The sequence below is a fragment of the Granulicella mallensis MP5ACTX8 genome (assembly GCF_000178955.2).
Classification (GTDB): Bacteria; Acidobacteriota; Terriglobia; order Terriglobales; family Acidobacteriaceae; genus Granulicella; species Granulicella mallensis.
Genome location: NC_016631.1, coordinates 1818833 through 1832170, shown reverse-complemented (window position 1 = coordinate 1832170; position 13338 = coordinate 1818833). Strand labels below are relative to the sequence as shown.

The window sequence follows — 13338 nt, the reverse complement described above, 5'->3', positions numbered from 1 at the left end:
CTTCGTTTGGATTACACGCATAGTGAGTAAAGGCAAGAGGATTAGCTGTACCAGAACGAGTTAAAAACGGGAGGAAGCAGATTCGCTCGCTACGCTCGGAATGACAATCAGAAAAACAAGTGCAACAGCAGATTCCCTGCGGGAATGACAGCAAGAAAAACAAAAACTCGCCCACAACTCCTCAGCGAATGAGATTGGTCTTGGCAAGATCGATCACTTCATCCCCTCGTCCGCTAAAGACTGCGCGCACCATGTAGAGGCTGAAGCCGAGGGCCTGCTCCGCCGTGATCGACGGAGGCATGGAGAGTTCCTGCCGGTTCACGATCACCTCGATCAGGGCGGGACCATCGTGCTCGAAGGCGCGTGAGACAGCGGAGCGCAGGTCTTCCGGCTTCTCGACGCGCACACCAAAGATCCCGGCGGACTCCGCCAACTGTGCGAAGTTCGGATTGACGAGGTCCGTACCGTAGTCGACCAGACCCGCGGCCTTCATCTCCAGCTCGACAAAGCCGAGGCTGCTGTTATTGAAGACCACGATCTTTACCGGAACCTTGAGCTGACGGAGAGTCAGTACCTCTCCCAGCAGCATCGCCAGACCGCCGTCGCCGGAGAGGCTGATCACCTGCCTGCCCGGATGAGAGGCCTGCACGCCAATGGCTTGCGGCAGGGCGTTCGCCATGGATCCATGAATGAAAGAGCCCAGCAGACGGCGCTTGCCGTTCATGTGGAGATAGCGCGCCGCCCAGATGGTCGGTGTTCCGACATCGCAGGTGAAGACCGCATCGTCCGCAGCCAGTTCATCGACAACTTTGGCAACAAACTGGGGATGGATCGGAGTGCGGCCCGGCTCGCCTGTCGCGAGATCGTCGAGCTCCTTGCGAGTCTGCTTGTAGTGGTCGAGGCAGGTGTCGAGATAAGAGCGGTCCTTCTTCTCCTGCAAGAGAGGAGTCAGCGCGTCCAGCGTATCCTTCACGTTGCCGACCAGGCCGAGATCGACCGGCGTACGCCGCCCAATCTGCTCGCCGCGCAGGTCGACCTGGAGGATCTTCGCCTTCTTCGGATAGAACTGCGGATAAGGAAAGTCAGTGCCAAGCATCAACAGCGCATCGCAGTTCATCATCGCGTGATAGCCGGAGGAGAAGCCGAGCAGGCCTGTCATTCCTACATCGTAGGGATTGTCGTACTCGATGAACTCTTTGCCGCGCAGAGCATGCACGATGGGAGCTTTGAGTTTGGCCGCCAGAGCGACCAGCTCGTCATGCGCGCCCTCGCAGCCGGCGCCTCCGAGAATCGTCACCTTCTGCGCTCCGTTGAGAAGGGCCGCCGCCTGGTGGAGTTCGTTGCCGGAGGGGCGAATCATCGGTGCCGAGTCATGAATGCCGAGAGCTAGCGTTGCGGCGGAACACTCGCGCGCCAGGACGTCTCCGGGGATGACGACGACAGCCACTCCCCGCTTGGCGATAGCCGTACGCATCGCGATCCCCAGGACGCGCGGCATCTGGTCGGCCTGCGACACCATCTCGCAGTAGTAGCTGCAATCCTTGAATAGGTGTTCGGGGTGCGTCTCCTGGAAGTAGCCGCTGCCGATCTCCTGGCTCGGCACCTGGGCCGCAATCGCCAGCACGGGGACGCGGCTGCGATGGCAGTCGTACAGCCCGTTGATGAGGTGCATGTTGCCGGGGCCGCAGCTTCCGGCGCAGACAGCGAGCTTTCCGGTGACGTGGGCTTCCGCACCGGCTGCGAACGCTCCGGCCTCTTCATTCCGCACATGAAGCCATTCGATCGCTTTGTTCTGCCGGATGGTATTCGTGAGCCCATTCAAGGAATCGCCCACCACGCCGTAGACACGAGTTACGCCCGCTTGTACCAACGTATCTACAAAGACTTCCGCCACTTTCCTTGCCATCTGAATATCCCCTTGTCGTTTCGCTCTCCGATTGTGATTCTGGCCGGATATGCCGTTCGATGCGAATATTCTCGGTGAAGTGCGCTCTCAGACAAGGTCGCGTCATCAATTTCGTCTCGTAGTGTGCAAACCCCGCCAGAGAGAATTCGACGACACATTCAGGAGTTTGCCTCCTAGAGAACGCCAGAATGGAAAGCCACGCTACGAAGTAAAACGAAATATAAAGATGTTTCGATTCGTCTCCAGCCAGATGCCCCGCATGCCTTCAGGCATCTCTTGGCCCTTTGCCAGGCCTGCTTCAGAAAGAAATTGGCAAAATACCTGCCAAAGCAGGCCGGAGAGCAGGAAGTACGAGGAACCGAAACGATATGATATTTCGACGGCCCCGTGCTTGAATCTGTTGGAGGTAGTGTTCCATGCCCTATGTAGCTCCCACATCCACGTTCCACGCTCCCGATAGCAACGCCAACCGTGGTAACGAAGCCTACAACCGCTTCCTGCTGATCGTCGCAGGCCTGGGTGGACTGCTCTATGGGGTTGACGTAGGCATCATTGGCGGCGCCCTGCCCTATCTCGAAGCTACCTCCCATCTGAACGCCAGCCAGCTTTCCATTATCGTTGCAGCCGTACTACTCGGAAGCGTGATCTCGACGCTGTTCGCGGGCCTGCTCGCCGACTGGCTGGGACGCAAACCGCTCATGGTCCTGAGCGGAATCACCTTCGTGTTGAGCATCCCGATGATCGCCCTCTCCCATGGATATGGGCCTCTCTTCTTCGGACGGCTCCTGCAGGGCGTCAGTGGTGGACTCATCGGTGTCGTCGTTCCGCTCTATCTTGCCGAATGCCTCACAGCGTCGAAGCGCGGCCAGGGCACGGGCATCTTCCAATGGCTGCTCACCCTGGGCATCGTCTCAGCCGCCTTTATCGGGATCTACTACAGCTATCGCGTCGAGGCCGTCGCCAAAGTGGCCAGTGCAGCCACTGTTCTGACCTTCAAAGACCAGGCATGGCGCCGCATCTTCTGGGTCTCTCTGCCTCCCGGAGTTCTCTTTGTCATCGGCAGCCTGTTCGTAGGCGAGTCTCCACGCTGGCTCTTCCGGCTCGGCAAAAAAGATCGCGCTTATGCCGCGTTGCTTCGCTCCCGCTCACCCCAGCAGGCAGAGATCGAGTTGAAGGAGATGGAAGAGATTGCGCTCGCCGTCAAGATTCAGCCTTCCACTGGAAAAGAGATCAAGGACTCTCTTCTGCGCAGGAAGTATCTGTTCCCCTTCCTGCTGACCTGCGTCATCCTTTTCTGCAATACGGCCACCGGAATCAATTCGATCATCGGCTATAACACCAGCATCCTGCTGCAGAGCGGCCTCTCCGACATTCGCGCGCACTGGGGCTATGCCCTCTTTACCTGCGTGAACTTTCTGATGACGATCGTCGGCATGACCCTGGTGGACAAGAAGGGACGAAAGTTTCTCTTCATCCTCGGGACCTCCGGAATTATCGTGTCGCTGCTCTGCGTTGGTGGATTGTTCCTGAAGACAGAAAAGCTGAACATCGATTGCCGCAACACGATTCAATCGCTGGTTGGCGCCGATCAGACGCTTAATTTGCCCTTCAACGAAGCAGAGGCGCAAAAGCTTCTGACGGCCAGCGGCTACACCGGCAACGAGGTCCAAAGCAATCGCGCCTCCATGACCGTCATCTACTCCTATGGCGACTTCACCGGCGCGACCGACTTTGTGCGCTCGGATGATCCGGGAGTAGCGCCCATTCAGATCACGCGCGCGGGCTGCGTGCCGACCAACAAGATCGAAGCCTTCTTCAAGAACCCGTTTGCCAATCTGGATGCCGCTCGTACCGCACCGCTGAAGATCAATCGAGCCTACATCGGCGGTGTTCCCAACGAGGGACATGGCTGGCTGGTCGCGCTGGGTCTCTATGCGTTCATGGCTTTCTATGCGCTCGGTCCTGGCGTCTGCGTGTGGCTTGCGCTGTCGGAGTTGATGCCCACACGCATTCGCTCCAATGGCATGAGCTTCGCCCTCGTCATCAATCAGATGGTTTCGACGACGCTTGCCGGAATCTTCCTTCCTGTCGTCAGCAAGTACGGTTACTCCTCGATGTTCTTCCTGTTCACCGGATTTACGGTGGTCTATTTGCTGACCGTAACCTTCTTCCTTCCGGAGACCAAAGGCAAGACGCTGGAAGAGATTGAGGCTTACTTCGAAGCACCACGAAAAGCGTAAGAGATGTGGCCCGTGCCTTGTAAGTTGAGGTACGGGCTACCTCTGTTCTTGTTCACACCCTCCACAGAAACGTCATCCTGAGCGAAGCGCCTCGCGCTTTTTGCGAGGTGCGGAGTCGAAGGACCCCGAAGGTCTTGACCTCACCTATGCTGTTGGGACCTTTTCCACAACGGAGGTCCAGGCTCGAGCGCTCGAGGTAGAAAAGGTCCGAAGGGTGTAGCCGAGATTGCAACCCTCGGGGTCCTTCGACTACGTAGTTCGCAAAGTACGCGAACTACTACGCTCAGGATGACGTCTCTGTGGTGGGATAAAAGCAAAACGATACTGGGATAACAGCTTGCGCTAAGCGCTAAGCACCCAGCGCAAGCTACACCAGGATCACTTCCACCCCAAGCGCCTTAATCGCTTCCGCCTGATCCTCGGAAAGATTCGTATCCGTGATCACCGTGTGGATCGCGTCCGCCGGAACGATGAGGGACAGGCTTCGCCGTCCGAACTTCGTGGAGTCGCACACCATCACCACTTTTTCCGCGGCGTGAACCATCGCCCGATTGATGCGGGCTTCCAGGACGTTCGGAGTCGTCAAGCCTGCCTTGGCGTCAAAGCCATCCACGCCCAGAAACAGGATGTCGGCATGGATCTCGCGGAGCATGTCTTCGGCGATTGGCCCCGCAAGAGAAAACGAGCTCTTGCGCAAGGTTCCACCGGTCAGGATCACGTCGAAGTCCGTGCCGGCCAGTTCGGTTGCGATATTGACGGCATTGGTAACCACGGTCAGGCTGCTGAACGCCGTGAGCGCGCGGGCGATGGCCGTGGTCGTCGTACCGGAGTCCAGAAGAACGCAATGCCCTTCCTCGACCAGCTTTACAGCGGCCTCGGCGATCCTTTGCTTTTCCTTGAGCTGGTGCTGCTCCTTGGCCTTGAGCGGAGGATCGGCGAGCACGCTGCTGCGCGGAAGGGCCCCGCCGTGGCTGCGCTGTAACAGTCCCTTCGATTCCAGATAGTCGAGGTCCTTGCGAATCGTGATCCGCGAGATACCAAAGACATCCGAAAGCTCAGAGACAAGCACCCGGCCGTTGCGCTGGATGAGATCGAGCATCCGCTGCCGGCGTTCTCCGATCAGAAGACCTTCCGTATTCGATGGAATGGGAGTTTTGGACTTTCGCATGGGTTACCCATCATAACTTGTAGAGCAAATTTCCTGTTACTGAGAAGTTGAATCGGGCGTGCAGTGCCATTTTTCTGGGGAAAAACGGCCATCAATGTCGCAGTTTCGCTATACACCTACAGGAAATTTGCTTTAGTCCTCAAGACACGAAAGCAAACCCATGTCTTCCTCGATACGAAAGCCCTGTTTATCAGGATAGTTCCTCCTTCCCGACAGGATTTGGAGAACGTAAAAGCCCCTGCGAAACCTATATTTCCCTATACAGGCCCGCGCATCCTCATTTATCATGAAATTAGACTGATAAACGAAACAAAACGAAATATACTTTGTCAGCAAACACGACCGTGAGGGATTAAGACCATGCCGGAAACACAGAGCCCCGCTCCTTATGCGCACTGGATGCTGCGCGAGATTCATGAACAGCCGGAGACCTTGAAGGCCACCCTGAACAGCTACGTGGAGGCGCAAGGCTTTCGTGCAGAGACATGCGCTCCGCTGCGGACTTGGCTGAAGAAGGCCAGCGGAAAGATCGTGATCGCCGCGAGCGGTTCCAGCCGTCATGCCGGACTAGCTGCCGAGCTTTTCTTTGAAGACCTGAGCGGTATCCATGTCGATGTGGAGTACGCCAGCGAATACACCTACCGCAATGAAACAGCGCTTGGGGATGCGGTGGTCATGGTGGTATCGCAGTCGGGAGAGACCGCGGACACGCTGGCCGCGCTGCGCAAGGCCAAGCTGGCGGGGCACGAGACCCTGGCGATCACCAACGTCGCAAGCTCCACCATGGCGAAGGAGGCGACGGTCTCCTTCCCGACCGAGGCCGGGCGCGAACGGGCGATTCCAGCAACCAAGAGCTTCACCGCACAGTTGTTGAACCTTTATCTTCTGTCGTTGCTCGCCGCAGAGTCGCGCGGGGTGCTCGATGCCGCAGGGCTGGAGGTACGGCTCGCCGAGCTGCGCGAGTTGCCGGCAAGCGTGAAGGCCCAGTTGCCGGGGTGGGAGAGCTCCGTCCGTGCGATTGCGGAGCGGTACAAGACGGCCAAGAACTTCCTGTTCCTGGGCCGAGGCGTGCATTATCCAATCGCCCGCGAAGGCGCGCTGAAGCTGAAGGAATCGGCCTACCTGCATGCGGAAGGCTATCCGAGCGGCGAACTGAAGCATGGACCGAATGCGCTGGTGAGCGAAGGAACGCCGCTGGTGATGATTGCAACGGTAGACCGCAACGACTCGGAGTCGGTGCAGCGCTACGAGAAGATCGTGCAGCTGATGCGGGACATGAGGGAGCAGGGCGCGAACATTCTGGCCATTGCCAATACAGGAGATGAAGTCGTGGCTGAACTGGCTACGAATGTGGTCTTTGTCGAGCCTGCGCGCGAGGCACTGCTTCCCATGCTGGAGGTCATTACCCTGCAATTGCTCGCTTACTTCATGGCGATCAATAACGGAATCGACGTGGACCATCCGCGCAACCTGACGAAGGCCGTTCTCGCGGAATAAGCGCTATCGCCGACACACTGGCGCTACAAAGAAAAGACAGGAGGGGCATGGCCGCAGTTCAGGCTGTGCCCTTTTTGATTTATGCCTTCTTCAGGCCGCTTGTTGTCAGGGCAGAGTTTCAGGCATGAGCTGCTCTTTTCAACGGGTCTAAAGCTAAAAAACGGCAGGTAAGACCAGGTCTGCGAACTACTCACAATCCATTCATCTGATTGACTTATTCCGGCGATTCCATAGGCTTCACTCACTGGTATCATCTATGGAAAGCACAGCGGGTCTTTTCTTGCGACGCCAGCTGGTAGCCGTCCTTTGTGCCATTGGACGGAACCGGAGGCCATCGCTCAACGTATCTCACTCCGGGTCCAAACCTATCCGGGTCGTGCCAAAATTGCGCCACCGAAGAAAGCGCCAAAAGAAAACTTAACGATGAGCCTGAAGAAAATCGCCCTAATCGTCCTTGGTTTCCTGCTTCTGGTAGGCATTGTTGCGGGCACCATTATTCAAAGCCGCTCCAGCGTCACCGCCGTGACTACCAGCAAAGCTGTGCCCCAGGACCTCATCGCCACGGTCAGCGGCACCGGCCAGATCAAGCCCAAGACAGGCGTCAACGTCGGCGCGACGGCCTTTGGCCGCGTCACGCACCTCTACGTAAAAGAGGGAGACCACGTAAAGGCCGGCCAGCTTGTGGCCACCGTGGAAAGCGCGCAGCCCGCCAGCGCCGTCGATGCGCAGAAGGCAGCCATCGCCTCTTCCAAGACAGACGTCGAGAGCAACATCGCAGCCGAGAAGACCGCGCGCGCCAACATCGACCAGGCCAAGGCCGACCTCGAACAGAAGAAGTTCGACTTCGATCGCGCCAAGAGCCTCTACCAGGACCAGCTCATCGCCAAGCAGGACTACGACGCCAAGAAGGCCGCGTACGACGTCTCTGCCGCGACGCTGCAGCAGCGCATCGCCAGTTTCTCCCAGGCCAGGGCGCAGACCTCTTCCGCACGCGGCCACGTCGATCAGGCTATCGCCACGCTGGCGGGTAATGATTACAGCCTGGGTCTCACCCAGAGCCGCGCGCCCTTCGATGCGCTCGTCACCAACGTTCCCATCCGTGAGGGCGAGACCGTCGTAACCGGCATCCAGAACGCCGAAGGCTCTACCCTGATGACCCTCGCCGATATGAGCGTCATCACCGCTGAGGTCAAGATCGACGAGACGGACATCGTCAACGTCGCCATGAACCAGCCCGTCGACGTAACCGTCGATGCCCTGCCCGGCAAGATCTTCAAGGGCCACGTCACCGAAGTTGGCGACCAGGCGCTGCTGCGCACCACCGGCCTCGCCACCTCGCAGTCGACCACCGGCACGGAAGAGGCCAAGGACTTCAAGGTCATCGTCACGCTCGACAAGCAGCAAAGCGACGATCTGCGTCCCGGTCTCTCCTGCACTGCCAAGATCACAACTGCGCACAAGCCCAATACCCTGACCGTTCCCATCCAGTCGCTGGTACAGCGCGACGCTGCTTCTGAAAAGGCCCTGTTCAACAACCACGGCAAAGAAGGAGCGGCAGGCGGCCCGATCACCAAGTCCAATCTGACCCAGGGTGTTTACATCGTGGTGCAGGATAACGGCCAGCTCAGGGTAAAGTTCGTTCCGATCACCACCGGCGTCACGGGAGCGACGGATATCGAAGTCCTGAGCGGTTTGAAGGATGGAGACGAGGTCGTCACCGGCCGCTATAAGGTCCTGCGAACGCTCAAGAGCGGTACCGCGATCAAACACGATACTGCCCTCCAGACGGCGACAGACGATAATTCATCTAGCTGATACTCGTAGTCTGTATCTCGCAACCTGAATCTCGTTCTGTATCCCCGGAGACACCTGATGGCCATCGAAACCGCACCCGTAGTTCCCCCCGCGCCTGACCGTATCGGCGCCAATGCCGATGGCCCTCATCCCGGTGACGTCATCGTTACGGACAACCTCTGGAAGACCTACGAGATGGGCGACCAGCAGGTCCACGCGCTGCGCGGTGTCGATATTCGTATCCGCCACAACGAGTACGTGGCCATCATGGGACCCTCCGGCTCGGGTAAGTCGACGCTGATGAACCTGATCGGCTGTCTCGACTCTCCGTCGCAGGGCAAGTACTGGCTCAACGGCCACGATGTCTCGCAGCTCAACGACGACGAGCTGGCGCGCATCCGCAACAAAGAGATCGGTTTCGTCTTCCAGACGTTCAATCTGCTGGCCCGCGCCACCTCGCTGCACAACGTCGAGCTTCCGCTGATCTACAACGGAACGCCGGTGGCGGAGCGCATCGCGCGTGCCAAAGAGGTGTTGACGTCCGTGAATCTCGGCGAGCGCATGATGCACAAGCCGAACGAACTCTCGGGCGGACAGCGCCAGCGTGTCGCCATTGCGCGCGCCCTAGTCAATCGCCCCAGCATCATCCTGGCCGACGAGCCCACCGGTAATCTCGACTCGAAGACCTCGGTCGAGATCATGGCACTCTTCGACGACCTGCACGCCAAGGGCAATACGATCGTGCTGGTTACGCACGAACCCGACATCGCCGAGTTTGCGCACCGCATCATCAGCATCCGCGATGGCTCGGTCGCCACCGACAGCCTCAGCACCAAGGGGAAAAAGGCTGCCGCAGGCCTGCCGGCAAAAGAGACAAGCCCGAAAGCAGAGAATCCGAGCGCTTCTGCAGCAAATTCGAGTACTCCTGCAAAAGAGGCGATGCCGAACACTTCTGAAAAGAAGACGGAACCGGGCAAGAACGCTAAAAAGGCATAACAGCCTCGCTGTTGCTGTTGCTTTTCTTGCTTGTCATTCCCGCAGGGAATCTGCTTGTTCAGCCCTCAAACCCGACTGGTTCCTGAAGGGTCAAAAACAGATCCTCCCAGGTCGGATTAACGCGCTCAATGAGTTCGATCTTCTGTTCGCGAGTCCAATGTTTGAGTTCCTTTTCGCGTGCAATAGCGCTGCGTACATAGCGAAAGTACTCAAAATAGACCAGGCGATGGATGGAATAACGGGCAGTATGTGTCCCCGGAACCTCCTCGCGGTGAGTCGAGGTTCGCCGGATCAGACTGTTAGTCATTCCGATGTAGAGATTGCGTGAGCGACTGGAAAGTATGTAGACCCAGAAGTGATATTCACGGCGCGGCATGGCGGAATCGTAACATTTGGGGCTGGCGATAGAAAGCAGATTCCCTGCGGGAATGACAAGCAAGAAAAGCAAGAGCAAAAGTGCAAAAACAATTGTCGTTGCCTTTCTTGCTTGTCATTCCCGTAGGGAATCTGCTTTCAACCCCTCCCCCCTGTACCCTCTCGGTTCACCACCCCAAACACCTGTAACCCTCACGACACGCGTCTAAACTAGCAGTATGGTCAAACGCGCGCGACTGCTTCTTCTGCCGTTTCTACTGCTTTCTCTCCTGCGCCCCCTGCACGCAGCGGATGGCCGTTTCGACCTCGTCGGGCCCCGTATCGATATCCGCGTTACCCGCGGCAATGAAACCCTCCCGATCGCGACTGTTCCCAATCTCCAGCCCGGCGACAAGATCTGGCTGCATCCCGATCTGCCCCCCACCCAGTCGGTTAAGTACCTGCTTATCTGCGTCTTCCTGCGCGGAACCACCAACCCTCCCCCGCAGAACTGGTTTATCCGCATCGAGACCTGGGACAAGAAGGTCCGCCAGGAAGGTGTCTTCGTGACCGTTCCCGCCGAGGCACAACAGGCCGTGCTCTTTATGGCTCCGGAGACCGGTGGCGACTTCGCTACCCTGCGCTCCGCCGTCCAGGGCCGTCCGGGGGTCTTCGTCCGTGCCTCGCAGGATCTTGCCGAAGCAGGCTTCGAACAGGCCCGTATCGAGAAGTACCTCGCCTCCATTCGCCGCGTTCCGCCCTCCGATCCGGAGGCCCTCCAGAAGCACTCCGACCTGCTGGCCCGCACGCTGGCGCTCAAGCCCAATCCCGACTGCTTCAAGCGGCCGATCGATACCCAGTTCACCTGCCTCACCCAGACCGGCACCCAGACTCTGCTCGACGATGGACACGGCCAGAACATCGCCTCCGCGCTCTCCAACGGCCCTGGCTCCGATCTCATCAACCAGGCCAGCACAGTTGGCGTGGCCGGCGGAGGACTCTACTCCGCCTACGTGGGAGCCATTGTCGACGTCATCCGCCTCATGGGCACCCTGCATACGGCCCAATACCAGTACATCCCAGCCATTGCCTTCCCTCAGGACGCCGCCATGAACCTGCGCCTGAACACACCGCCGTCCTTCCACAATCCCAAGTCGGTACTGGTCATCGGGCTCCCCTCAGTACAGGCCGCCGTTCCTCCCCCGCTGCGTTCCGCGAATGCGAACTATGTCGCCTGCCTGATTAAACCGTCCGTCGCTCTGCCCATCGAAGGCGCGCCGCTGGTCTTCTCTACCGACTTCGCACACGACATCGTGCTCCATCTGAATACGCCGCCCGGAGCTCCCGCAGAGCCCGACATTCCGCTCATCCCCGACGCCTATCAGGGCGGCCTGGTCCTGCAGCAGACGCCGATCCATCACCGGGAGCTGCACGACCCCAAGCTGCTCAAACCCGATCCTGACAGATCCGCAGCTCCGGCAGCCCCTTCCGCCGACGCCAAGCCCGCACCCGAGAAGACGCCTGCTCCGGAACCGCAACCCAAGCCCGTACTGCTCACCGGCACCATCCAGGGCCGCTGGGGCTTCGACCCCTTCACCGGGCCCACCGTCGGGCTGCAGCAGCTTCCGGGGGCAGGCTGGCACATCGTCAAGTCTTCCGAAGCCGTTCCCTCCAGCCTCATTGCCGGCCGCTCGACGCAGCTCCAGGTCTCCTCGACAGGAAGCGCCTGCGTCCACACCATCACCGCGCAGCCTAACGGCAGCACCACCGATATGGCGATCGCGTTCGAGCACTCGCCCGGACCTGACGATCCGAACCTGCTCAACCTGACGATGCCGCTGCAGCATACAGAGACTCCCGGAGACCTGCATCTCGCCATCCAGCAGTATGGACAGCCGAAGGCCGACGACATCGCCGCTCGCACCTTCTCGGAACCGGCGCATATCGCCTCCATCGAGCTGCATGCCGGCGACCGGTCCCTCATCCTGAATGGCACCAGCCTGTCCCAGGTGGACAAGCTGAAACTCGGCGACCTCAGCTTCCAGCCCACACCCAGCGCAGACAGCCAGGTCTCCCCGAACACCTTACGTCTTGCGCTGGCGGCAGATGCCCCCGCACCTCCTACACATACCGACGATCACCTTACAGCCCGCGTGGAGTTGCACGATGGCCGCGTCCTGTCGATCCCGGTCGTCGTAGCCCAGGCCCGGCCGGTCATCACTCTGCTGCGCAAGAGCCTTCTTTCAGAGACGCCAAACAATACCATTTCTCTGAGCGACGCGAATGACCTTCCGCTCTCCCAGCCTGTCAGCTTCACGCTCAAGAGTCCCGCCCCCTTTCCCCGCAATGGCCAGATCGAGATCGAGACGCTGGACGGCACGCTGCGCACGGTGCTGACGCTTGCGCCTTCGGGCGGCCTGCTCCTGCAGGACCCTCACACCGTCGTCGCCACGCTGGACCCGCTGCGCTCCTTCGGCCCCAGCGCCTTTGGCCCCTTGCGGATGCGCTCCGTCTATCCGCTTCCGACGACCACGCACGAGCACCGCAGCAACGAGCCGGACACCGCGCCCCTGGCTTCGATCACCACAGACCAGCCCCCAGCCGAACCGGACGCCCCGATGAGCGACTGGCTCCCCCTGGGGACGCTCGTCCGCCTGCCGACGCTCCTGGGCCTGCAATGCCCTGCCGATACAGCCTTGCCCTGCACGCTAAACGGCACCAATCTCTTCCTCGTCGAGTCGATCTCCATCGATCCGTCCTTCACGTCCCCGATCTCCGTCCCCGATGGCTATACCGGATCAAGCCTGACGCTGCCGCATCCGGCTGCGTCGACGATCTTCCTGCATCTTCGCGACGACCCCACGCCGATCAACCCGGCGATCGTGCCGACGGTGGCTTCCGCTCCTCCAACCGTCTCGCCCCACTCCCATAGCACAAGCCATGCGGAGAGCAAGACGCCAAAGGGTCCGGCTTCAGCGGGGCCGTAGGAGCAGGGAGTAATTACATTCCGCTCTGCCGAAGACTGGAGCGAAGGCGCAGCCGGAGCGACTGAATTGCTTTTTCGGTACCGCCGAGACTGGTGCAAGACTCACCAAGGCTGTATCCGTGGCCAGCGCGGCTTGTATTGCCACGACCAAAGACGGCAATTCAGTCGTTACGGCTACGCCTTCACTCCAGCCTTCGGCAGAATGGCAGGCTCCTGCGGAGCGACTTTTGTGGCCCGGCTGAAGCCGGGCCCTTCCGGGTCTTGCTTCGGGAAGCTGTTTGCACAGCTCAATCTTCCTATCAAATACCAGTTGGCTGCCAAACGTTTGATGGATGCAGCGCAAAGAGAAGAGCCAGAATCCGCCACTTCAATCGTGGCGAATCCTGGCTCTTCTCTT

General features: G+C 59.3%; 7 protein-coding genes and 1 pseudogene. 5 read left to right on the top strand and 3 right to left on the bottom strand.

Annotated elements, in window-relative coordinates; genetic code table 11:
• Window positions 1-181: 181 nt before the first annotated feature.
• Complete coding sequence (gene poxB / locus ACIX8_RS07795) at window positions 182-1906, bottom strand: ubiquinone-dependent pyruvate dehydrogenase (RefSeq protein WP_014264794.1); 1725 nt, start codon at window positions 1904-1906, stop codon at window positions 182-184.
• A 416-nt stretch (window positions 1907-2322) separates the two neighbouring features.
• Here poxB and ACIX8_RS07785 point away from each other — a divergent pair, with 416 nt between their 5' ends.
• Window positions 2323-4146 carry an MFS transporter gene (locus tag ACIX8_RS07785; RefSeq protein ID WP_014264793.1) on the top strand — a complete coding sequence of 608 codons (1824 nt, stop codon included), beginning with the start codon at window positions 2323-2325 and terminating at the stop codon, window positions 4144-4146.
• 367 nt (window positions 4147-4513) lie between these two features.
• On the opposite strand, the gene agaR is transcribed toward ACIX8_RS07785, so the two are convergent.
• On the bottom strand, window positions 4514-5314 hold the full coding sequence (gene agaR / locus ACIX8_RS07780) for a transcriptional repressor AgaR (RefSeq protein ID WP_014264792.1): 801 nt from the start codon (window positions 5312-5314) through the stop codon (window positions 4514-4516).
• Window positions 5315-5674: 360 nt separating this feature from the next.
• Between agaR and ACIX8_RS07775 the strand changes: the two genes are divergently transcribed.
• From ACIX8_RS07775 to ACIX8_RS07765, 3 genes and pseudogenes are all read left to right on the top strand, one after another.
• Complete coding sequence (locus ACIX8_RS07775) at window positions 5675-6811, top strand: SIS domain-containing protein (RefSeq protein WP_014264791.1); 1137 nt, start codon at window positions 5675-5677, stop codon at window positions 6809-6811.
• Window positions 6812-7234: 423 nt separating this feature from the next.
• Complete coding sequence (locus ACIX8_RS07770) at window positions 7235-8626, top strand: efflux RND transporter periplasmic adaptor subunit (protein WP_014264790.1); 1392 nt, start codon at window positions 7235-7237, stop codon at window positions 8624-8626.
• Between the two features lie 57 nt (window positions 8627-8683).
• Window positions 8684-9454, top strand: a pseudogene (locus tag ACIX8_RS07765) (ABC transporter ATP-binding protein); the annotation flags it as partial.
• 205 nt (window positions 9455-9659) lie between these two features.
• Here the strand turns inward: ACIX8_RS07765 and ACIX8_RS07760 are convergent.
• Window positions 9660-9977, bottom strand: a complete 318-nt coding sequence (locus ACIX8_RS07760) for a GIY-YIG nuclease family protein (RefSeq protein ID WP_014264788.1) — start codon at window positions 9975-9977, stop codon at window positions 9660-9662.
• 217 nt (window positions 9978-10194) lie between these two features.
• Here ACIX8_RS07760 and ACIX8_RS07755 point away from each other — a divergent pair, with 217 nt between their 5' ends.
• Window positions 10195-12942: a hypothetical protein gene (locus ACIX8_RS07755; RefSeq protein ID WP_014264787.1), complete on the top strand. Its 2748-nt coding sequence runs from the start codon at window positions 10195-10197 to the stop codon at window positions 12940-12942.
• Window positions 12943-13338: the final 396 nt, after the last annotated feature.

What these genes read in the sequence shown, in the direction of transcription:
- ACIX8_RS07755 (WP_014264787.1), top strand. Translation starts at nt 10,195, where the DNA reads ATGGTCAAACGCGCGCGACTGCTTCTTCTGCCGTTTCTACTGCTTTCT.
- ACIX8_RS07770 (WP_014264790.1), top strand. Translation starts at nt 7,235, where the DNA reads ATGAGCCTGAAGAAAATCGCCCTAATCGTCCTTGGTTTCCTGCTTCTG.
- ACIX8_RS07775 (WP_014264791.1), top strand. Translation starts at nt 5,675, where the DNA reads ATGCCGGAAACACAGAGCCCCGCTCCTTATGCGCACTGGATGCTGCGC.
- ACIX8_RS07760 (WP_014264788.1), bottom strand. Translation starts at nt 9,977, where the DNA reads ATGCCGCGCCGTGAATATCACTTCTGGGTCTACATACTTTCCAGTCGC.
- agaR (WP_014264792.1), bottom strand. Translation starts at nt 5,314, where the DNA reads ATGCGAAAGTCCAAAACTCCCATTCCATCGAATACGGAAGGTCTTCTG.
- ACIX8_RS07785 (WP_014264793.1), top strand. Translation starts at nt 2,323, where the DNA reads ATGCCCTATGTAGCTCCCACATCCACGTTCCACGCTCCCGATAGCAAC.
- poxB (WP_014264794.1), bottom strand. Translation starts at nt 1,906, where the DNA reads ATGGCAAGGAAAGTGGCGGAAGTCTTTGTAGATACGTTGGTACAAGCG.